The organism is Duganella sp. Leaf126 (genome assembly GCF_001423125.1).
Taxonomy (GTDB): domain Bacteria; phylum Pseudomonadota; class Gammaproteobacteria; order Burkholderiales; family Burkholderiaceae_D; genus Rugamonas.
Map to the genome: position 1 here is coordinate 129,490 of NZ_LMNW01000033.1, position 21,340 is coordinate 150,829.

The window sequence follows — 21,340 nt, forward strand, 5'->3', positions numbered from 1 at the left end:
TTCGGAAGAGTGCGGCTGCAGCTCTTGGATACATCCTAGCATGTGATTTTTTTTGAATGCAAGACACAAATTTGCCTGCTTTTGATGCTTTCAGAACATGATTTTGATAATTTTGTGACAATCCGTGAGTATTCGATCCGCATATCAAACAGTTAAGCTCGCCTGCGTCCAAAAAACTTGAAAAATAATTTTTTTGTTTTTTCAAAAAAAATAATTTCTGGATGACGCCGTTGTATTTCGTTCCTAGCGATTGACCTTTTTTTATGGAACCGATTAAATTGCACGCGCAGAGGCACTTTTATTGGATGACTTTTACAGGGAGATCGGCAATGAGCGTGAAAATGGCGGCACTGAATATATTCACCGACCCCAGCCGGGCTTTTTTATCGGAGCAGACTGAAAACAAGGCGTGGTTGCCATTAATGGTCGTGCTGCTGGCGTCGATCGTATCGTTCCTGGTCTATTACCAGGCGGTGGATTTCGCCTGGCTGCAGGACAATCTGGTGGCCGCGATGGAACCGGCCCAGCGCGAGGCCGGCAAGCGGATCCTGACCATGAAGGCGCTGGTGATCGGCAGCCTGCTCAGCGTGGTGATCCTGGTGCCGCTGACCCAGCTGCTGCTGGCCGGCTACCTGCACCTGGCGGCCAAGATCAGCCACTCCACCCGCACCTTCGGCGCCTGGTTCGCGCTGGTGGCGTGGACCGCCTTGCCCTCGGCCCTGTTTCTGCCGCTGACCCTGGGTCAACTCCTGCTGAGCAAGAACTTCCAGCTCAGCCCGGAACAGCTCAATCCGTTTACCGTCAACCAGCTGCTGCTGCATCTGCCCAGTGGCGCGCCGTGGCAATCGCTGACCGACAGCATCAACCTGCTCAGCCTGTGGAGCCTGGGGCTGCTGATCATGGGGGTGCGCAACTGGACGCAGCGCAGCACCGTGAGTGCCGCCGTGGTCGTGCTGCTGCCGTATGGCGTGATCTACGGCCTGTGGGCGCTGAGCGCTGCCCTGGGTACGCGATGATGAAAAAGCAGTTCATCATCGGCGCCATCGTGGTGGTCCTGGCGTCGCCGTTTGCGGTGCAGGCCTTCAAGCCGGCCAAGGGCAAGCGTGTCGAGTCCGCAACCGTGACCCTGCGCAAGCTGAGCACGTCGGTCCTGGCATCGGGCACGCTGGCGTTTCAGGAACAGGTGCAGCTGTCGCCCGAGGTGATCGGCAAGGTCACGCGCATCCTGGTCAAGGAAGGCGACCACGTGACGCCCGGCCAGGAATTGCTGCTGATCGATGAAAAGGCTTACCGCGCCGAAGTCGAGCAGCAGGAGGCGGCGGTACGCCAGCAGCGCTTGAATATCCAGCAGCAGGACATCGCACTGGCCAACCAGAAAGACCAGCTCGATCGCAAGAAGGACTTGAACCAGCGCGGCTACATCACCAAGCCGCAGCTCGAGGACGCCCAGTTCAGCTACGACCGGGCCCGGCTCGATTTGCGCATCTCGCAGGAAAACTTGGCCCAGGCCGAGGCGGTGCTGCGACAAAGCCGCGAGCGGCTGGCCAAGACCATCATCCGCGCTCCGCTGTCGGGCACGGTCACGGCAGTCGACATCAAGCTCGGCGAAACGGCCGTCGCCAGCCAGATCGGCATCCCGGGCGCCAGCATGATGACCATCGCCAATACCGATAGCCTGATGGCGGAGGTCAACGTGGATGAGGCCGATATGAGCTCGTTCAACCTGGACAGCAAGGTGGCGCTGTATGTCTCGGCGTACCCGGATGCGCCGCTGCAGGGCAAGGTGCGCAGCATTTCCATGCAGCCGAGGAAACCGAGCGAGGCCGGCGCCAACGCCCAGGGCAAGACCTACAGCGTGAAGGTATCGCTGCAACAGCCCGAAGGCATCCGCCTGCGCCCCGGCATGACGTTCAGGGCCGAGATCTATGCCGAGCAGGCCGGCCAGTTGCTGACGGTGCCGGTGCAGGCAGTGCTGAGCAATAACGACGAAAACGGCGGCGGCCAGGAAGGCAGCAAGCGGCGCGCGCCCGAGGTGGTCAACTATGTGTTCGTCAATAACGGCGGCGTGGCGGAAAAGCGGCTGGTCAAGCTGGGCGTGTCCAACGACCAGTACCAGGCCATCGTCAACGGCTTGCGCCAGGACGAGACCGTGGTAACCGGCCCCTACCGCGAACTGCGGCATCTGGTCGATGGCGACAGCCTCGACCATCCGCCAGCGCCGCCGGCCAGCCGCGCAGCCGCTGCAACGGGCACTTACCGATGAACGTGATCGAGCTGGAGCACATCAGCAAGCACTACCGCCTCGGCCAGGAAGACATCGCCGTGCTGCAGGATCTTTCGCTGTCGATCGCTGCCGGCGACTACGTGGCCTTCGTGGGCAGTTCGGGTTCGGGCAAATCGACGCTGATGAACATCCTGGGCTGCCTCGATGTGCCCAGCAGCGGCCGCTTCATCCTGAACAACCGCTGCGTCAGCGACATGAGCGTCAGCGCACTGGCACAGGTGCGCAACCGCGAGATCGGCTTCATCTTTCAAAGCTTTAACCTGCTGTCGAAGTTGTCTGCGCTCGACAACGTGGCGCAACCCCTGATCTACCGCGGCATGCCGCCTGCCGAACGGCGCGCGCGCGCCCGCGTCATGCTGGAACAGGTGGGACTCGGACACCGGCTGCACCATTTGCCGAACCAGTTGTCCGGCGGCCAGCGCCAGCGCGTGGCGATCGCCCGGGCCCTGTGCGGCGAGCCGGCGATCCTGCTGGCCGACGAGCCCACGGGCAACCTCGATTCGGCCACCACGGCTGAAATCATGCAGCTGTTCGACCTGTTGCATGAACAGGGCCATACAGTGGTGGTGGTGACCCACGAGGCGGACGTGGCGCAGCGCTGCAAGCGGGTCATCCGTCTTGCCGACGGCAAGATCGTTTCAGATTCGAACAACTAGGACATCTCAATGGCCTTACGCATGCTTTACGACTGCTGCGCGTCGGCACTGGCCAGCATCCAGGCGCACCGGTTGCGCAGCTTCCTGACGTCGCTGGGCATCATCATCGGTGTGGCGTCGGTGATTGCGGTGGTGGCCACGGTGCAGGGATTGACGTCCACCATCGCCGACAGCTTCAAGGGCCTGGGCAGCAACAGCCTGACGCTGCGCTCGGACACCTCGTTCGAGGAACAGCTGCAGGGCAAGCAAAACCGCCTGACCCTCGCCGATCTCGACAAGGTCCGGCGCAGCATCGACGGCATTTCCAGCATCACGCCGTCATTTTCGCCGGTGGGCAAATTCGGCACCACGGTCAAGGCCGGCAACAAGACCAGCTATAGCCGCGTCATCGCCAGCACGCCCAGCTACCAGGATGCCTACGAAGCCTATACCCAGGCCGGCCGCTTCCTCAATGCGGCCGACGAGGAGTCGGGGCGCAATGTCTGCGTGATCGGTGAAACCCTGCGCGAAAACCTGCTGCTGCCGAAAAATCCGGTGGGGCAGTACATCCAGGTCAACGGCAACTGGTTCAAGGTGGTCGGGCTGGCCGAGCCGCGCGGCGAGATCCTCGGCATCAGCCAGGACGACTACATGATCATCCCGTTCTCGGTCGGCCTGGCCCTGGCCGGCAATCTGGCCAGCCAGGACGTCAGCATCACGTTCAATGTGGACCGCATCGAACAACTCGAAGAAATCCAGAGCCGGGTGACGGCATTGCTGCGCAACGCCCACAAGCTCAAGCCTGGTCAGAAGAACGATTTCAAGGTCCAGACCTCGCAGCAACTGACCGAATCGTTCACCCAGATCCTGTCCAGCCTGACCGTGGTGCTGGTCGGAATCGTCAGCATTTCGCTGCTGGTCGGCGGCATCGGCATCATGAACATCATGCTGGTTTCGGTCACCGAGCGCACCCGGGAAATCGGCATCTGCAAGGCGCTGGGAGCGTCGCGCGCCTACATCCTGACCCAGTTCCTGATCGAGGCAGTGGCCATCTCGCTGATCGGCGGCGTGCTGGGCCTGATGCTGGGCTATGGCCTGGCGTTCGTGATCGGCGCCCTGATCCCCGGTTTTCCGGCACCCAACGTGCCGGTGTGGGCCATCGCGCTGTCGCTGACGTTCTCGTCCGCAGTCGGCATGTTGTTCGGCATCCTGCCTGCCGCCAAGGCCGCCGACCTCAATGTGATCGACGCGCTGCGGTACGAATAGTCCGCTAGAATGGCAGGGCGCCAACAACCGCCGGAGGTCCGCATGCCGATTACGCCGCAAGCGCTGGAACTGCTGATGCAGGAAGTGGAGCAGGACGATCCGATCGATTTCGCCGACCTGCCGTTTGCCGAGGAAGACCTGCGCGCGCTGATCGCCAACCACCTGTGTGACATGGCTGCAGCGATGGACAATTTCAGCGAACAGGACAAGCAGCTGACCCTGCTGGCGGTGGCTGCCAAGCTGGTGCTGGAAAACCTGGTGCTGCACATCCAGCTGCTGCGCCGCCATGGCGTGCCGCTGAGCGCCTCCACCGACGCCCTGCTCGACCGGCTGCGCAAAGGCAGCCAGGACGGTTGACCGGGCGTCTTGCCGCGGGCCGGCTCAGGCGCGCCGGCGCGCTGCCGGCGCGGTGATGACGAGATCGGTATCGGCCACCGCCACGCACGGCAGCATGCAGCCCTCGCGCTGCTCTTCCCGGCTCAGGCCCGGCCATTCGACCCGGTAGTGGACAGTGCCGCTGTCGAGCCGGCACAGACAGGTGCGGCAGGTGCCGTTGCGGCACGAGCTGGGCAGGCGGATACCGGCCGCCTCTGCTGCTGCCAGCACGGAGACGCCCGCGCCCGCAGCAAAGGTCCAGCCCGGTCCCGCCAGGGTCACTTCGAGCGTGTCGGATCTGGTGTCGGGTTCGGTGTCGCACATGTGCTGGTCCGCTGATCGAAACCGCCATGATACGCCAGGCCCCGTTCCCCAGCGGCTGGCCGGGCGCCCACAATACTGGCGGCAGGGCTGCCCGCGCGTGCGCCGGACCGGCGGGCAGTCTGCCTGCAGGCAGACTGCCGCCCCGTCGCCCCATCGCCCCATCGCAGAGAGACGGTCGCGTCAGTCGGCCTTGAAGTTCTGGCCCAGCGACATCGGCTTGTTGAGCAGGATGGTCTGCGGATTGCGGCAGATCAGCACCAGCACCACGATGGTGGCGAGATAGGGCAGCATCGACAAAAACTCGGTCGGGATCGCCAGCCCCATGCCCTGGCCGTGGAACTGCAGCACCGTCACGCCGCCGAACAGGTAGGCGCCCAGCAGCACGCCGCGCGGCTTCCAGGTGGCAAACACCACCTGCGCCAGCGCGATCCAGCCGCGCCCGGCGGTCATGCCTTCCACCCACATCGGCGTCAGCGCCAGCGACAGGTAGGCGCCGCCGAGCCCCGCCATGGCGCCGCCGAATAGCACCGTGCCATAGCGCAGGCCGATGACGTTGAAGCCGATCGCATGGGCGCTGTGCGGCGACTCGCCCACCGCGCGGATCACCAGCCCGAGCCGGGTGCGCGCCAGCATCCACCCGACCGCCAGCACCAGTACCAGCGAGCCGTACACGATGGCGTCAAAGCGGAACAGCAGCGGCCCGACGAACGGCAGGTCCGACAGCAGCGGCAGCGCCAGGCCCGGCATGCGCTCGACGGTCTGGCCGACCAGGCCGCGTCCGGCGAAAGCCGAGACACCGATGCCGAACAGGGTCAGCGCCAGGCCGGTGGCCACCTGGTTGGTCTGCAATGTCAGCACCAGAAAGCCGAACAGCAGCGCCATCGCCATGCCCGCCGCCATCGCCGCCAGCAGGCCGGCCACCATGCTGCCGGTGCCGAGCGTGACACCGAAACCGGTCACTGCACCGACCAGCATCATGCCCTCCAGGCCCAGGTTCAGTACGCCGGAGCGCTCGGTCACCAGCTCGCCCATCGACGCCACCACCAGCGGCGTGGCGGCGCCGGCAGTGCTGGCCAGGAAGGCGATCAGCAGTTCGGTGGTGATCATGAAACGACTCCCGCAGTACGCTGCTGTGGCCTCGGATGCGGCTTCAGGCGGTAATGGATGAACAGGTCCGCCGCCAGCAGGTAGAACAGCAGCAGGCCCTGGAACACGCCGGTGATCGCCGACGGCGCACCGAGCTCGATCTGCGCGGTTTCGCCGCCGATGTACAGCAGCGACATCAGCAGCGCCGACAGCAGCACGCCGAGCGGGTGCAGGCGGCCCACGTAGGCGACGATGATGGCGGCAAAGCCGTAGCCGGGCGAGACCGACGGCTGCAGCTGGCCCAGCGGCCCGGCTACCTCGCCCACGCCGGCGACGCCGGCCAGCGCGCCGCTGACCATGAAGGCCAGCCAGACATTGCGCGGCTCGGAAAAGCCGGCGTACAGGGCGGCGGCCGGCGCCATGCCGCTCACCTGCATGCGGTAGCCGGCAAACGTATGGCGGCAAAAGAACCATGCGGCGCCGGCCGCCAGCAGCGACAGAATAAACGCCGCGTTCAGGCGCAAGCCATCGACCAGCAGCGGCAAGGTGGCCGCGGCGCTGAACATTTTCGATTGCGGAAAATTGAAACCGTCCGGATCGCGCAGCGGACCGTGCACCAGGTAGCTGAGCAGGTGGTACGCCACGTACACCAGCATCAGGCTGACCAGGATCTCGCTGGTATTGAAGCGGGTGCGCAGCAGCGCCGGAATCGCCGCCCACAGCATGCCGCCCGCGGCGCCCGCTGCCAGCATCAGCGGCAGCATCCACCATGCCTCCACGTCCTGGCAGTGCAGGGCCACGGCGCCGGCCGCAATCGCACCGACCGTCAGCTGGCCGTCGGCGCCGATGTTGTTGACGTTGGCGCGAAAGCCGAGCGCCAGGCCCACGCCGCACAGGATCAGCGGCGTCGCCTTGAGCAGCAGTTCGCCGGCGCCATACATGGTGGTCCACGGCTTGACGAAGTACACGTAGAACGCGTGCAGCGGCGGCTGGCCGAGGAACAGGAACAGCAGCGAGCCGGTGGCCAGCATGGCCAGCGCCGCGATCAGCGGTGACGCCAGCATCATGCGGCGCGAGGGTGCGGGACGTTTTTCAAGCCGGGACATGCGGTGCTCCTGTAACGGTAGGGTCGGCAACGGCGCCTTGTTCATCGAAATCGCCGCTCATCCATACGCCGACCTGGCTGACGCTGGTCTCGGCCACCGGCACGGCGCGCGACAGGCGGCCATCGGCCAGCACGGCGATGCGGTCGCTGAGCATGAACAGCTCGTCGATGTCCTCGGACAGCACCAGCACCGCCACGCCGGCGCTGCGCATGTCGAGGATGGCCTGGCGGATCAGCATGGCCGCGCCGATATCGACGCCCCAGGTGGGCTGGGCCAGCACCATCACCCGGGGCGCCAGCAGAATCTCGCGCCCGACGATGAATTTCTGCAGATTGCCGCCCGAAAGGCTGGCCGCCGCCGCGCGCTCGCCGCCGCACCTGACCTGGAAGCGCGCGATCACGTCGCGTGCAAACGCGGCCACCGCGCCGCGCCGCACCAGTCCGCGCTGCACCATGGCCGTGGCCGGCGGCACGTAGCCGGTCAGCAGCGCATTGTCGGCCAGCGACAGGTCGGGCACGGCGCCCCGCCCCAGCCGCTCCTCGGGCACGAAACCGAGGCCGCGCCAGCGCCGCTGCGCCGCGTCGAGCGGCCCCACGTCCTGGCCGAGCAGGCGGATCGTGCCCTGGCCCGGTCCCAGCGGCCGCTCGCCCGAGATCGCCTTGAGCAGCTCCTGCTGGCCGTTGCCGGAGATGCCGGCGATGCCGACGATCTCGCCGCTGCGCAGCGCCAGGCCGATGCCCTTGAGCTGGGTGCCGAACGGCTCGGCGCTGTCGACGGTGAGCGCGTCGAGCGCCAGCGCCACGGCGCCCGGCGGCTGCGGCGTATGGACGCACACGGGCAGTTCGCGGCCGATCATCAGCGCGGCCAGCGACCGCGCGCTTTCCTGCTGCGGCAGCGCGGTGCCGGACACGCGCCCGCCGCGCAGCACGGTGGCCTTGTCGCACAGCGCCTGGATTTCGTCGAGCTTGTGGCTGATGTAGACGATGCTCATGCCTTCGGCCGCCAGTCGCCGCAACGACGCAAACAGTTTCAGCACGGCGTCGGGTGTCAGTACCGAGGTCGGCTCGTCCATGATCAGCAGCTTCGGCGACTGCAGCAGGCAGCGCACGATTTCCACGCGCTGGCGCTCGCCCACCGACATGCTGTGCACGAGGCGCGTCGGGTCGAGCGGCAGGCCATATTGTTCGGAGACGGCACGGATGCGCGGCGCCAGCGCTGCCGGCGAGGTTTTCTGGTCCAGCGCCAGCGCGATGTTCTCGGCCACGCTCAGCGTGTCGAACAGCGCGAAGTGCTGGAACACCATGCCGATGCCGAGCTTGCGCGCCGCGTGCGGCGACTCGATCTGCACCTGCCGGCCCTGCCACAGGATCTGACCATCGTCGGGTTTGACCACGCCGTAGATGATCTTCATCAGTGTGCTCTTGCCGGCGCCGTTCTCGCCCAGCACGGCGTGGATCTCGCCCGGCATCACGGTCAGATCCACCCGGTCGTTGGCCACCACCGACGGATAGACCTTGGAGATGCCCAGCAGCTGCAAGCGCGGTTCAGTCATTCGCCAGTCCTTCCTCGTCACCAGTGATGGACCAGGTCAGACGCAAGGAGCATGCCACGATACGCGCTGCGCGCCGGCCGGTAGTGGGCCCACCCTGCACTAAAGCGGGATGGACCGCTCCCCAAAACTGTGCGCCGGAGGACGCGACCGGTCGCCATGGTGCCGGCCGGTGCGGTGCGGCGCGGCAGCAGGACTGCCACTGGCCTGATCCTTGCTAGATTGTCGTCGAGGGTTGATTCACGATTACAATCGCCGTCCCGCAGCCTTGCATCGCTGTTTGCTGCCCACATCATTTACACGGAGTCCGTCCATGCCACGTCGTTCACGCCTGATCCGCCGCACCGCTGCCTTTGCCCTCCTCGCTGCCGGCGCCGTCGGTGCTGCCGCGGCGGCCGACTGGAGCGACACCTCGCTCAGCTACCGCTACGGCACCAAATTCGCCGAGCCGTTCAACGACAACGACATCACCAAGAACATCGTCAACTTCAGTCACGTCTCCGGCTACAAGTACGGCAAGAATTTTTTCAGCGTCGATCTGCTGATGTCGTCCGATCTCGACCCGTCGTCGGCCGGCTCCAACAGCGGCGCCCACGAAGCGTATGCCGTGTACCGCCACACGCTGGACTTCGGCAAGATCGCCGGCAAGAGCTATGCCTTCGGTCCCGTGCGCAGCATCGGCGCCACGGCCGGCTTCGACTACAACAGCAAGACCGACGCCGGCTACAACTCGAAGAAGCGCATGGTGGTGGCCGGCCCCACGCTGATGTTCGACGTCCCCGGTTTTCTGGACGTGAGCCTGCTGGCGATCTGGGAATCGAATGCGCCGTATAACACCTTCACCAACCAGGCCACGCCGCGCTACTCGTACAAGACCCACGCCATGCTGACCGGCGCCTGGGGCATCCCGTTCGACATCGGCATTCCACTGAGCTTCGAGGGCTACGCCAACTTCATCACCGCCAAGGGCACCAACGAATTCGGCGGCGGCACCGCGCCGGAAACCAATATCGACATGCAGATCATGTACGACCTGAGCGGCGCGGTCGGCGCCGCCAAAAACACGTTCAAGGTCGGCGCCGAGTACCAGTACTGGCGCAACAAGTTCGGCAACCCGAGCCGCAACAACAACGGCGCCACGGCCCGCACGCCGATGGTTCGCGCCGAATACCATTTTTAAAACCGATCCCGAGGACGCCCATGATGAACCGCCGCACCGCACTGACCGCCATTGCCGCCGCCTGCACTTTGGCTGCCGCCATCCCGTCGTTTGCCGCCGAGCCGCTGAAGGTCGGTTTCGTCTACGTGGGCCCGGTCGGCGACGCCGGCTGGACCTATGCCCACGACCAGGGCCGCCTGGCGCTGGAAAAGGCGCTCGGCGGGCAGGTCAAGACCACCTACGTGGAAAATGTGCCCGAGGGGGCGGACTCCGAGCGCGTGATCCGCAAGCTCGTCTCCGAAGGCAACAAGCTGATTTTCACCACCTCGTTCGGCTACATGAACGCCACCGAAAAAGTGGCAAAAAGCGCGCCCGGCGTCACCTTCGTGCACGCCACCGGTTTCAAGCGCGCCAAGAACCTGGGCACCTACGAATCGCGCCTGTACGAAGGCTCGTACCTGAACGGCATCCTGGCCGGCAAGATGACCAAGTCGAACACGCTGGGCTTCGTCGCCTCGTTCCCGGTCCCCGAGGTGATCCGCAACATCAATGCGTTTACGCTCGGCGCCCAGAGCGTCAACCCCGGCATCAAGACCAAGGTCATCTGGGTGAACTCGTGGTACGACCCGGCCAAGGAACGCCAGGCAGCGGAAACGCTGGTGGCGCAGGGTGCCGACGTGATGGCGCAAAACACCGACTCGCCGGCCACGCTGCTGGTGGCGCAGGAAAAAGGCGTGTATGCATTCGGCTGGGACTCGGACATGGCGCGCTTCGCCCCCAAGGCCCACCTGACCGCCGCCACCAACGACTGGTCCGGCTACTACATCGACACGGCCAAGGCGGTCATCGCCGGCACCTGGAAAAGCGATAACTACCATGGCGGTTTGAAGGAAGGCATGGTCAAGATGTCCAGGCTGAACGCCGTGGTGCCTGCGGCAGCGGCCAAGCTGTACGAGGAAAAAAAGGCTGCGCTCACGGCCGGCACGTTTGCGCCGTTCACCGGTCCGATCAAGGACCAGTCGGGCGCCATCCGGTACGCGGCCGGCGTGCGCGCGCCGGAAAAGGATGTGACGTCGATGAATTTCTATGTCCAGGGTGTCGATGGCACGATCCCGAAATAGGCGCCCGCGATGACTGCTGCCGCCACCGCGCAGGACCATGTCTGGCTGACCGAGGTGCTGGCGCTGGCGCAGCGCTCGCGCGACGAAGGCCACCATCCGTTTGCCGCGATGGTGGTGGCGGCCGACGGCACCGTGCTGGCGGCAGCGATGAACGCCTCGTCGAGCGACCGCACTGCGCACGCCGAAATGAACGCGCTGCGCTTGGCGTCGCAACGTTTCAGCCCGGCCGAACTGGCCGGCGCCACGCTGTACACCAGCGCCGAACCATGCGCCATGTGCAGCGGCGGCACCTACTGGAGCGGCGTGGGCCGGGTGGTGTACGCGCTGTCGGAAGCGAGCCTGCTGCAACTGACCGGTGACGATCCCGAAAATCCGACCCTGGCTGTGCCGTGCCGCACGGTGTTTGCCGCCGGCCAGCGCCCGACCGAAGTGATCGGGCCGCTGCGCGAAGACGAAGCGCGGCGCGCGCATGCGGGGTTCTGGCAAGGCGGACCCGCCACTGAAACGTATTAAATCGAACAATATTGTTGCCACCAAGTGATGTTTTGGGGCAACAACTTGGGCCGGCAGGGCGGCGCCGGTACCGGTCACGGCGACATCGATTGCTAATTTTCCGTAATGGGGTCAGAGTATCACCCTGAACCAGGCATCACGCGATGCGGGGGAGATAATCATGACGATATTACATTTATTAGCTGCCACGGCAGCCACCGTCGGCAGCCTGTCGCTGGCGCCGGCGCAGGCGCAGACGGCGCCCGTCGACAAGGCTGCCAGGGCGACCGTGGCCACGCCCTATTCCGATGCCTACGTGCCGCGCGCCATGCGCCAGTCGCGGCGCGAGCTCGTGCCTGGCGCTGGCGTGAAGGATGCGGCCGGCCCGATCCTGCTGCGCCTGCAGCCGATGCAGAACCTGAAAAAGCGCTTTGCCGATGCCGACCTCGACAACAGCGGCACGCTGAACCGCGAGGAAGCGCACCAGGCCGGCCTGTCGGTGGTCGAAAAGAATTTCGACAGCATCGATACCGCCCAGCGCGGTCACGTCACCTTCGACGACGTCAACGCCTACCTGATCCGCCGCCGCGAAGAAGCCAACGCGCGCTGATCCCGTTCAGACCGGCGGCGCTTCCGAGCGCGGCAGCGCGAGCGTGAAGACGGCGCCCGCGCCCGGCGTGCTGCGCACGGTCAGGCTGCCGTGGTGGACCTCGGCCAGTTCGCGCGAGATGTACAGCCCCAGTCCCAGCCCCGACGGCACCTCGTTGCCCACGCCACGCTCGTACGGCTCGAATATCTTTTGCTGCAGTTCGGGCGCGATGCCCGGTCCCTGGTCGCGCACCTCGACCAGCACCTGGTCGTCGTGCACGTTCAGCACCACCGTCACCGGCTGCTGGGCGCCGTAGCGCATGGCGTTGGTGAGCAGGTTGACGACGATCTGCTCGATGCGGAATTCGTCCCACCAGCCGCTGACCGGCGTGCCGGCGTCAAGGCTGATGCTGCAGCAGGCGGTGGCCGCCTGCGGCGTCAGGTCGTGCACCACGCGCCGCAGCAGGGCCGACATTTCCACCCAGCCCGGGCGCAGCGACAGCTTGCCGCTGCGGATGCGCGAGACGTCGAGCATGTCGTCGATCAGGCGGATGATGCTCTGGATCTGGCGGTCGTCGCGCGCCACCATGCGCTGCAGCTGCTCGGCGCCGAAGGCGGCCATGTTGCCGCGTTCGAGCTGCATCTTGCGCAGCTGGGTTTCCAGGTATAGCGTGTTGAGCGGCGTGCGCATCTCGTGCGACACCATCGACATGAATTCGTCGCGCATGGCCAGCGCGCGCTGCAACTGGGCTTGCGCCGCGTTCAGTTCGGCCAGCATGGCTTCCTGCGCCTGGCGCGCCTGTTCCAGCGCCTGCACCTGGCGCCGCATCGCTTCGCGCTGCTCCCACAGCGCCACGAACACTTCGACCTTGCTGCGCACGGCGCGCGAATCGAGCGGCTTGTACAGCACATCGACCGCACCGGCCTCGTAACCCTTGAACGAATAATTGAGTTCCTTGCCGGCGGCGGTCACGAACACGATCGGGATCTGCCGGGTCTTCTCGGTGCCGCGCATCAGCTCGGCCAGCTCGAAACCGTCCATGCCCGGCATCTGCACATCGAGAAAGGCCATGGCAAAGTCGTGCTGCAGCAGCAGCGCCAGCGCTTCCTCGCCGGAGCCGGCCTGAAAGATCTCGCGCCCCGGGCCCCGGATCACGGCGTTCAGGGCTTGCAGGTTTTCCGGCAGATCGTCGACGATCAGCAGTTTGGTCGGTTGCTCGGCTTGCATTAATTCTTCTCCAACTTCAACAGCAATGTATGGATCGCGTCCAGCGGCAGCACCAGGTCCGGGCGCCGCACGCGGATCGCTTCCTGTGGCATGGTGGCCACTTCAGCATCTTGGGGATCTTGCACCACGGTCAGGCCGCCGGCGCGGCCGATGGCCGCCATGCCGGCCGCGCCGTCGTGGTTGGCGCCGGTCAGCAGGATGCCCAGCAGGGCCGGCCCGTAGGCGTCGGCCGCCGACGCCATCAGGATGTCGATCGACGGCCGGGCAAAATTGAGCGGCGGCTCGCAGCTCAATGAAAAGCAGTAATCCGACTCGACAGACAAATGGTAGCCGGAACCGGCAAAGTAGAGCGTCCCGGACGTGACGGTTTCCTTGTCGGCCGCCTCGCGCACGGGCAGCGCCATGCGCGGCGCAAACACGTCGGCCAGCTGGCTCTGGCGCTTTTCCGGCACGTGCAGCACCGCCACCACGGCCAGCGGGTACTGCTGCGGCAAGCCCGGCAGCAATTTCAGCAAGGCGCCCACGCCGCCGGCCGAGGCGCCGATCACGACCGCTTGGAGGCGGGTGCGGCGGCTGGCCAGGGCAGCGTCGATGGCGGCAAGTGCGGCGGCGTGCGGCATGGCTTAACGCTTGCGGAACAGCCGTTCGCGCTTGACCACCGGTTCGAACGCGGGCCCGTAGGCGGAAAAGTCGATGCTCTCCTTGCTGCCCAGCCCCAGGAAGCCGCGGTGGCACAGCGACTCGTGGAACAGGCCGAAGGCGCGCTCCTGCAGTTTCTTCTTAAAATAGATCATCACGTTGCGGCAGCTGATCAAATGGGTTTCGGCAAACACGGCGTCGGTCGCCAGGCTGTGGTCGGCGAAGGTGACGTTCTCGCACAGCGCGCCGTCGAACAGGGCGGCATTGTAGGCCGCCGTGTAGTAATCGGAGAAGCTGCGGGTGCCGCCGGCAGCCTGGTAGTTGGTCGTGTACTCGCGCATGGCGTCGAGCGGGAACACGCCCTTGCGCGCTTTTTCCAGCGACTGCGGATTGATGTCGGTGGCGTAGATCATGCTGCGCTCGAGCAGGCCCTCTTCCTTGAGCAGGATCGCCATCGAATACACCTCTTCGCCGGTGCTGCTGCCGGCGATCCAGATCTTCAGCGACGGATACGTGCGCAGCACCGGCATCACGTGTTCGCGCAGCGCCAGCCAGTAGCTGGGGTCGCGGAACATCGACGTCACGGGGATGGTCAGGTATTGCAGCAGCTGGCTGAACGCGGCCGGCTCGTGCATGATGCGCGCCTGCAGCGCCGAGATGGTGGCGCACTCCATGTCGCGCATCGCGTGCAGCACGCGGCGCTTTTGCGACGCGCCCGTGTAGTCGCGGAAGTCGTAACTGTACTTCATGTAGATCGCTTCCATCAGCACCTTGATCTCGATGTCGGTATCGCTGTGCATCATGCGCCCCGCTCGCCGTTGGGCATCCACACGCGCAGCAGCGAGTACAGGCGCGACAGGTCGATCGGCTTGGCCAGGTAGTCGCTGGCGCCGGCGGCCAGGCATTGTTCCTGGTCGTCCTTCATGGCCTTGGCCGTGATGGCGATGATCGGCAGGCGCTCGAAGCGGGCGTCGGCGCGGATGCGGCGCGTCGCTTCCAGGCCATCCATGCCCGGCATCATGACGTCCATCAGTACCAGGTCGATGTCGGGGTGGGCGTCCATTTTCTCGATCGCTTCGAAGCCGTTACGGCCCACTTCGACCAGCACGCCCTTCTGTTCGAGCGCGCTGGTGAGCGCAAAGATGTTGCGCACGTCGTCATCGACGAGCAGGATGCGCCGGCCCTCGAACACGCGGTCGCGGGAGCGCACGGTGCGCAGCATGGTCTGGCGTTCGGTCGACAGGTCCGCCTCCACCTTGTGCAGGAACAGCGTCACCTCGTCGAGCAGGCGCTCCGGCGAACGCGCACCCTTGATGATGATCGAGCGCGAATACTTGTGCAGGTCCGCTTCCTCGGCGCGCGACAGGTTGCGGCCCGTGTACACGATCACGGGCGGGAAGGCGGCCAACTGTTCGGCCGACATTTTCTGCAGCAGCTCGTTGCCCTGCATGTCGGGCAGTTTCAGATCGATGATCATGCAGTCGTAAATCGTCGTGCGCAGCAGCGCCAGCGCTTCGGCGCCGGTGCCGACGGCCACGATTTCGACGTCGTCGTCCGAGATCAGCTGCACCACGCTCTCGCGCTGGCGGTCGTCGTCTTCGACCAGCAGCACGCGCTTGATCTTTTGCGTGAGCTTGGTCTCGATCAGGCGGAACACGTCCATCAGCTGCTCGCGCGTGGCCGGCTTGAGGGCGTAGCCGATGGCGCCCAGGTGCAGCGCCGCTTCGCCGTTCTCGCTGCCGGACACCACGTGCACGGGGATGTGGCGGGTGGTGGCATCGTCCTTGAGCAGCTGCAGCACCGACAGGCCGGAGCGGTCGGGCAGGCGGATGTCGAGCAGCACCGCGTCCGGCCGGTACTGGCGCGCCAGTTCCAGGCCCTCGTCGGCATGGAAGGCCACCAGGCAGCGGTACTGCTTTTCGTGCGCCAGGTCGTACAGGATGCGGGCGAACGTGGGGTCGTCCTCGACCACCAGCACGGTGCGCCGGCCGGCCGCGCCCTGCGGCATCTCGTCGATCTCGGCGCGGTCGTCGGCAAACGGGCGCACGCGTGGCGGCGGCTCGGCCGGCTCGGCGGGCGCAGCGGGGGCAGCAGCCGGCTTGGGTGCCATCGCCTTCCACGGCGTGGCAGCGGGCGCCGCCACCGGCACCGGCGCGGCAGCCACGCTGGCCGCAGCGTAGGCATGGGTGCGGCCCTGTTCATCGAGCTCGGCCGGCGCGCTGGCGCTGCCCAGGCGCGGACCGGCTTCAGGCGCGGTAAACGCCAGCGGCAAGGTCAGCGTGAAGCAACTGCCCTGCCCCACCTCGGACGCCAGGCCGATAGAGCCGCCCAGCAGGTGCGCGAGGTCGCGCGAGATCGACAGGCCCAGGCCGGTGCCGCCATACTTGCGGCTGGTGGTGCCGTCGGCCTGCTGGAAGGCGTTGAAGATGCCGACCTGGTCTTCCGGGCGGATGCCGATGCCGGTATCGTGCACCGCGAAGCCCACCGCGTCGGCGCCCACGCGCTCGAGGCTGAGCGTGATCTGGCCGGCGCTGGTGAACTTGAGCGCATTCGACAGCAGGTTCTTCAGGATCTGCTCGAGGCGCTGGCGGTCGGAGACGAGGTGCGCCGGCACATCGTCGGCCACCTGCACCTGGAACGCCAGTTTCTTTTGCTGGGCCAGCGGCTCGAACACCATGGCCATGCCCTCGACCACGTGGCGCAGCGACAGCTGCTCGGGCACCAGTTCCAGCTTGCCCGCCTCGACCTTGGAGATGTCGAGGATGTCGTTGATCAGGTTCAGCAGGTCGTTACCGGCCGAATAGATGGTGTTGGCGAAGCGCACCTGTTCGTCGTTGAGGTTGCCGAGCGTGTTTTCCGACAGCAGCTTGGCCAGGATCAGCGAACTGTTGAGCGGCGTGCGCAGCTCGTGCGACATATTGGCCAGGAATTGCGACTTGTACTGGCTGGCGCGTTCGAGTTCGGCCGCGCGCTCCTCGAGTTCCTGCTGCGCCTGGGTCAGCGCGGCATTCTTGTGGTCGAGCGCCAGGCCCTGTTCGGCCAGCTGCTCGTTGGTCTGCTCGAGTTCGGCCTTCTGGTTTTCCAGGCTGGCCTGCGATTCTTCCAGCACGCGCGACTGTTCTTCCAGTTCCTCGTTGGCAGTGCGCAGCTCTTCCTGCTGCACCTGCAGCTCTTCGTTGAGCTGCTGGGTCTCGGCCAGCACTTCCTGCAGGCGCTGGCGCGAGTGGCTCGCTTCGATGGCGTTGCCGATATTGCCTTTGACCAGGGTGAGGAATTCGATGTCGCGCGTGGTGATCGGGCGCAGCAGGCCCAGTTCGACCACGCCGTTGACCACGCCATCGTTGTCGAGCGGCGCCAGCAGCACGCTGGCGGCCGGGCCGGCGCCGAGGCCGGAACTGACCTGGATATAGTCGCTGGGCACCTGGTCGAGGCGGATCAGGCGGCGCTCGAGGGCCGCTTGCGCCACCAGCGTTTCGGACGGATGCATTTTCTGCTCGCGCGCGTCCCACTCGGCCGAGAAGCCGTACGACGCCACGCGGTGGAAACTGCCGTCCGGCGCGCGCAGGTACAGCGCGCCCACCATCGCATCGAGGTAGCGCGCCAGGAACTGCAGCAGCGCCGCCGACAGTTGCGGCAGCGCCATCTGGCCGATGCCCTGCTGGGCCAGCTCGCTCTGGCCGGTGCGCAGCCACGCCTGCTGTTGCAGCAGTTCCGCGTGCTCCGTGTGTTGCTGCAGCACGCTGTTATACACCTTGGACAGGCCGAGCAGTTCGCGCCGGCCGAACCAGGCCAGCGCACCGCCCACGCCCAGCGTCAGCAGCAGGTAGACGCCGGCCACGACGAACGTGACGCTGCGGGCGCTGTCGTTGCGCTCCTGGCGCATGCGCGCCTCGGACAAAATGAAGGTGTCGAGCAGGCGGCGGATTTCGTCGAACTGGGTCTTGCCGCGATTGGTCTTGACCGAGCCGGTGACATCGCCGTTGGCGGCCCGCAGCGCGATCATCTCCTGCGCATACTTGTCCCAGCCGCCATGCTGGGCCTGGATGTTGTGCAGGCGGTCGACCTGGGCCGGATTGTCCTCCACCAGCTTGAGCAGGTTCTCGATATTGGCCGTGACCTTGGGCTTGGACAGCACGTACGGTTGCAGGAATGCCTCGTCGCCGGTCAGCAGGTAACCGCGCATGCCGGTTTCCATGTCCACCATCTGCTTGCTGATCTCGTTGGCGCTGCCGATCACCCGTTCGCTGTGCTCGACCCAGTTCATGGTGGTGATCAGGTAAATCAGCAAGATGACGAACACGCCGGCGCTGACCACCCCCGACGCCAGCGGCAAGGTGATGTTGCGGGCCAGGATGCGGCGGAACGACTGGTCGTCCATCGACGATTTATTGGGCATGATGCGGACCACGATAGCTTGTGAAACCGGAAGTTTATCGCATTTACAAGATTGATCAGGGCATTCGCCAATCGTGCGGCATGGAAATATTAAGGTAACGACAGGTACACCGATTCATTGACATACGCGTCGTATGTCAATAAGATGCACCGTCAGCTACGTTACGTAGCCCATCCTCCGGAGCCCGCCCATGACCCGCCGCAGCCGTGCCGACATGATCGAAACCACCCGGGCCACGCTGATCGCCACGGCGCGCCGCGCGTTTGCCGAGCATGGCTATGCCCAGACCTCGATGGACCAGTTCACCGCTGCAGCCGGACTCACGCGCGGTGCGCTGTACCACCATTTCGGCAGCAAGGAAAAGCTGCTGCTGGCCGTGATCGACCAGCTCGAAGGCGAAGTGGCGCTGCAGCTGCAGGCCAGGGCCGACGTCGCGCCCACGCCGTGGCTGGCGCTGCGGGCCCGCTTGTGCGGCTACCTGGAACTGGCGCGGGTGCCGGAGCTGCGCCGCATCATCTTGCAGGATGCGCGCGCCATGTTCGGTGACGTGCCGCAGGTGCACCAGAGCGCCGGCATCGGCGTGCTCGCCCATGCGCTGCAGGCGCTGATGGACGACGGCACCGTGGCGCCCGGCCATGCCGGGGTACTGGCGCGCATGTTGTACGGCGCAGTCACGGAAGCGGCATTCTGGATCGCCGAGGATGCCGGCCCGGACTGCACTCCGGACGATGCTGATGCGGAGGCCGACATCCGCCTGGCTGCCTCGATCGCCAGTCTCGACCAACTTTTGCGCGGCCTGCTGGCGCGCTGACCGTCTCAGCAAGGAACCCATCATGCAATGGCAAGGCACCCCCCACCGCTTTGGCGCGCTCGCCAAATTGTTCCACTGGACCAGCGCGGCAGCGTTCATCGGCGCCTATCTCGTCGTGTATTACGTGATCTGGTGCATGGACGACGAGCAGCCCGAGAGCCTGGTCGTCCTGAATGTGCACTGGATGCTGGGCATCCTGGTCGGCGCCCTGGTCCTGCCGCGCCTGCTGTGGAAACTGCTGGACGTGCAGCCCGACAGTCCGCCCGGCTCGCTGCTCGAACACCGGCTGGCGCACCTGGCGCACTGGGGCTTGTACGCACTGCTGATCGTGATGCCGCTGACCGGCTACATCGGCACCAGCATGGCCACCGATTACGGCCTGTTCAGCGTGCCCTCGTTCCGCGACACCAGCCTGTTCCACTGGATCGCGGCGACGTTCGACCTGACCTGGGAAGCGTTCGAAGCGCCGGTGGACGTGGTGCACCACGTGGTCGGCAAATGGGTGGCGTGGGTGGTGGTGCTGCTGCACGTGGCAGCAGCGCTGTTCCACCACCTGGTGCGCAAGGATACGGTGCTGGTGCGGATGTGGCCCGGGCAATCAGACCGGTAAGCTGCACAGCCCGGGCCGTGGCGCGGCTGTGGCGTGCGGACCGTGCAGCGTCGCGATCAACGGGCCAGGATCGCCGCCAGCACCATGCCCAGCCCGACCATCGAAGCGAGCCACACCAGCGAGCGCACGTAGGGAATGCCGGCCGCGTACAGCGGAACGTACACCACGCGGCACACCAGGTACAACCAGCAGCCCCACAGCGTCAGCGCGCCTTCGCGGCCGGCGACGTGGGCGATCAGCACCGCAGCGATAAACAGCGGCAGTGTCTCGTACAGGTTGGCCTGCGCCCGCTGCAGGCGCGCCGTGACCGGCCTCGGCGGCGGCGCCTGGCCGTCGCGGGCACTGGCGTTGTACTGGATGCCGGTTTCGGCCGTGCGCAGCTGCGCGGTCAGCAATACCTGGACGATGGCCAGCACCAGGGTCCAGGCCAGCAGCGTCAATTCGGTTGTCATCGTGGAGCTCCATCGGTCATTTTTGGTGACGCGAGCTTACTCCAAGGACGGCGGGTCCTGGCACACCATTCAGTGCGGTGTCGTGCCGGGCATTGACGCGCGCGCGCCTGCAGCGGGTGCAGCTCTACAAATATGCAACAGTGACGTAGCGCGGTGCGCCGCCTGCACGAGACGACCGGCGGCAGGCACTGGAACGATGATGGCGCGACATGGCGCGCTGGCCGGCGCCGTCACAGCGCCCGACCTGGCGGCTGGAATCCAGGCCAAGCAATTGATTTGTTTGGAGAAAACTGGTGCGGCTGGCTGGAATCGAACCAGCGACCCTTGGCTTCGGAGGCCAATACTCTATCCACTGAGCTACAGCCGCGCGGGGGGAACCTTGGAGGTGTGCCGTAGGATACCGGTTTTATCGGCGCGCGTCCATGGTCGCGTAGCGTTTTAACCATGGTGATGGTTTCCCTGCGTCGATGTTTGTGCCTATAATCGGCCGCATGATAAAGGTTTTGCAACGCAGCCCGATCGGTCATTCGGTTCGTAACCCGGTACAGACTTCAAGGACATCATGAGCGACGCCCACAACGATTCCATCATCAAAACCCCCAAGCAGCTGGCCGGAGCCGTAATCGGGTTCTTGCTGGCGACGGTCATTGGCATCATCCTCCTGGTCCAGTACGTGACGACCGACAAGCTCACCGGCGCCGGCTCCAACAGCCAGGCACCCGGCGAAATCGCCGCCCGCATCGCGCCGGTGGCCGATACCGGCTTCACCTTCAAGGATGCCAACGCGCCCAAGGTGCTGCAGGCGGGCGACGCCATCTACAACTCCACCTGCGCCGCCTGCCACGGCGCCGGCGTGGCAGGCGCGCCCAAGGTGGGCGACGCGGCCAGCTGGTCGGCGCGCATCGCGCAAGGCTACGACACCCTGGTCCAGCACGCCATCGGCGGCCTGCGCGCCATGCCCGCCAAGGGCGGCAACCCCGACCTCGACGACGTCGAAGTGGCACGCGCCGTGGTCTTCATGGCCAATCAGTCGGGCGCCAAGTTCAAGGAGCCGGCAGCCCCGGCCGCTCCCGCTGCTGCTGCCGACAAACCGGCCGAGCCTGCAAAATAAAACCCGCGCCTCACGTCGAGGTCAGACCTAATGCCGTCAAATTAAGCGAAAAGTATTAATTTTGTTGGCATAAAAAACGTCGTCTCCGTGCAGGCGGGGACCCAAGTT

The 21,340-nt window shown here is 65.5% G+C and carries 21 protein-coding genes and 1 tRNA gene; 12 read left to right on the forward strand and 10 right to left on the reverse strand.

Annotation, left to right across the window (positions count from 1 at the left end; all coding sequences use genetic code 11):
* Window positions 1–341: 341 nt before the first annotated feature.
* From ASF61_RS18620 to ASF61_RS18640, 5 genes are read left to right on the forward strand one after another with little or no spacing between them, the layout of a single operon-like run.
* Entirely contained in the window at window positions 342–1,016 is a 675-nt protein-coding gene (locus ASF61_RS18620) for a YIP1 family protein (RefSeq protein ID WP_162242012.1), read from the forward strand.
* Window positions 1,013–2,263, forward strand: a complete 1,251-nt coding sequence (locus ASF61_RS18625) for an efflux RND transporter periplasmic adaptor subunit (RefSeq protein ID WP_082491806.1) — start codon at window positions 1,013–1,015, stop codon at window positions 2,261–2,263. Before ASF61_RS18620 ends, ASF61_RS18625 begins: the two co-directional genes overlap by 4 nt.
* Complete coding sequence (locus ASF61_RS18630) at window positions 2,260–2,940, forward strand: ABC transporter ATP-binding protein (protein WP_056159311.1); 681 nt, start codon at window positions 2,260–2,262, stop codon at window positions 2,938–2,940. Before ASF61_RS18625 ends, ASF61_RS18630 begins: the two co-directional genes overlap by 4 nt.
* 9 nt (window positions 2,941–2,949) lie before the next feature.
* On the forward strand, window positions 2,950–4,185 hold the full coding sequence (locus ASF61_RS18635) for an ABC transporter permease (protein ID WP_082491807.1): 1,236 nt from the start codon (window positions 2,950–2,952) through the stop codon (window positions 4,183–4,185).
* A gap of 42 nt (window positions 4,186–4,227) precedes the next feature.
* Window positions 4,228–4,542, forward strand: a complete 315-nt coding sequence (locus tag ASF61_RS18640) for a hypothetical protein (protein ID WP_056159316.1) — start codon at window positions 4,228–4,230, stop codon at window positions 4,540–4,542.
* Between the two features lie 24 nt (window positions 4,543–4,566).
* Here the strand turns inward: ASF61_RS18640 and ASF61_RS18645 are convergent, their stop codons facing one another.
* The 4 genes from ASF61_RS18645 to ASF61_RS18660 form a co-directional block, all read right to left on the reverse strand.
* A complete protein-coding gene (locus ASF61_RS18645) occupies window positions 4,567–4,884 on the reverse strand; it encodes a 2Fe-2S iron-sulfur cluster binding domain-containing protein (protein WP_056159319.1) in 318 nt (105 codons plus the stop codon).
* 180 nt (window positions 4,885–5,064) lie between these two features.
* Window positions 5,065–5,991, reverse strand: coding sequence for an ABC transporter permease (locus ASF61_RS18650; RefSeq protein WP_056159322.1), 927 nt, complete (start codon window positions 5,989–5,991; stop codon window positions 5,065–5,067).
* A complete protein-coding gene (locus tag ASF61_RS18655; RefSeq protein ID WP_056159325.1) occupies window positions 5,988–7,076 on the reverse strand; it encodes an ABC transporter permease in 1,089 nt (362 codons plus the stop codon). Before ASF61_RS18655 ends, ASF61_RS18650 begins: the two co-directional genes overlap by 4 nt.
* Complete coding sequence (locus tag ASF61_RS18660) at window positions 7,063–8,628, reverse strand: ABC transporter ATP-binding protein (RefSeq protein WP_056159328.1); 1,566 nt, start codon at window positions 8,626–8,628, stop codon at window positions 7,063–7,065. The genes ASF61_RS18655 and ASF61_RS18660 overlap by 14 nt, the downstream gene beginning before the upstream one ends.
* A gap of 310 nt (window positions 8,629–8,938) precedes the next feature.
* Here ASF61_RS18660 and ASF61_RS18665 point away from each other — a divergent pair, with 310 nt between their 5' ends.
* From ASF61_RS18665 to ASF61_RS22975, 4 genes are all read left to right on the forward strand, one after another.
* On the forward strand, window positions 8,939–9,805 hold the full coding sequence (locus ASF61_RS18665) for a hypothetical protein (protein WP_056159329.1): 867 nt from the start codon (window positions 8,939–8,941) through the stop codon (window positions 9,803–9,805).
* A gap of 20 nt (window positions 9,806–9,825) precedes the next feature.
* Window positions 9,826–10,905, forward strand: a complete 1,080-nt coding sequence (locus tag ASF61_RS18670) for a BMP family ABC transporter substrate-binding protein (protein WP_056159334.1) — start codon at window positions 9,826–9,828, stop codon at window positions 10,903–10,905.
* Window positions 10,906–10,914: 9 nt separating this feature from the next.
* Complete coding sequence (locus ASF61_RS18675) at window positions 10,915–11,418, forward strand: nucleoside deaminase (RefSeq protein ID WP_056159338.1); 504 nt, start codon at window positions 10,915–10,917, stop codon at window positions 11,416–11,418.
* A 160-nt stretch (window positions 11,419–11,578) separates the two neighbouring features.
* Window positions 11,579–12,007, forward strand: coding sequence for an EF-hand domain-containing protein (locus ASF61_RS22975; RefSeq protein ID WP_229205926.1), 429 nt, complete (start codon window positions 11,579–11,581; stop codon window positions 12,005–12,007).
* A gap of 6 nt (window positions 12,008–12,013) precedes the next feature.
* Here ASF61_RS22975 and ASF61_RS18685 read toward each other — a convergent pair whose 3' ends face one another.
* Genes ASF61_RS18685 through ASF61_RS18700 form a run of 4 tightly spaced genes read right to left on the reverse strand, consistent with a single transcriptional unit; the run spans window position 12,014 to window position 18,248 of the window.
* Window positions 12,014–13,213, reverse strand: coding sequence for a hybrid sensor histidine kinase/response regulator (locus tag ASF61_RS18685; RefSeq protein WP_056159344.1), 1,200 nt, complete (start codon window positions 13,211–13,213; stop codon window positions 12,014–12,016).
* Window positions 13,213–13,833, reverse strand: coding sequence for a chemotaxis protein CheB (locus tag ASF61_RS18690; RefSeq protein WP_056159347.1), 621 nt, complete (start codon window positions 13,831–13,833; stop codon window positions 13,213–13,215). The genes ASF61_RS18685 and ASF61_RS18690 overlap by 1 nt, the downstream gene beginning before the upstream one ends.
* 3 nt (window positions 13,834–13,836) lie before the next feature.
* Window positions 13,837–14,655 carry a protein-glutamate O-methyltransferase CheR gene (locus tag ASF61_RS18695; protein WP_200919905.1) on the reverse strand — a complete coding sequence of 273 codons (819 nt, stop codon included), beginning with the start codon at window positions 14,653–14,655 and terminating at the stop codon, window positions 13,837–13,839.
* Window positions 14,652–18,248, reverse strand: a complete 3,597-nt coding sequence (locus ASF61_RS18700; RefSeq protein WP_056159700.1) for a response regulator — start codon at window positions 18,246–18,248, stop codon at window positions 14,652–14,654. Before ASF61_RS18700 ends, ASF61_RS18695 begins: the two co-directional genes overlap by 4 nt.
* Before the next feature lie 190 nt (window positions 18,249–18,438).
* Between ASF61_RS18700 and ASF61_RS18705 the strand changes: the two genes are divergently transcribed.
* Together ASF61_RS18705 and ASF61_RS18710 are read left to right on the forward strand one after the other, a co-directional pair.
* Entirely contained in the window at window positions 18,439–19,059 is a 621-nt protein-coding gene (locus ASF61_RS18705) for a TetR/AcrR family transcriptional regulator (protein WP_056159353.1), read from the forward strand.
* 22 nt (window positions 19,060–19,081) lie between these two features.
* Complete coding sequence (locus ASF61_RS18710; RefSeq protein ID WP_056159356.1) at window positions 19,082–19,669, forward strand: cytochrome b; 588 nt, start codon at window positions 19,082–19,084, stop codon at window positions 19,667–19,669.
* A gap of 56 nt (window positions 19,670–19,725) precedes the next feature.
* Here the strand turns inward: ASF61_RS18710 and ASF61_RS18715 are convergent, their stop codons facing one another.
* Both ASF61_RS18715 and ASF61_RS18720 read right to left on the reverse strand, forming a co-directional pair.
* Entirely contained in the window at window positions 19,726–20,121 is a 396-nt protein-coding gene (locus ASF61_RS18715; RefSeq protein ID WP_056159359.1) for an MAPEG family protein, read from the reverse strand.
* Between the two features lie 291 nt (window positions 20,122–20,412).
* Window positions 20,413–20,488: transfer RNA gene (locus ASF61_RS18720), tRNA-Arg, on the reverse strand.
* A gap of 195 nt (window positions 20,489–20,683) precedes the next feature.
* Between ASF61_RS18720 and ASF61_RS18725 the strand changes: the two genes are divergently transcribed.
* Window positions 20,684–21,232: a cytochrome c5 family protein gene (locus ASF61_RS18725; RefSeq protein WP_056159362.1), complete on the forward strand. Its 549-nt coding sequence runs from the start codon at window positions 20,684–20,686 to the stop codon at window positions 21,230–21,232.
* The last annotated feature ends 108 nt before the right edge of the window (window positions 21,233–21,340 follow it).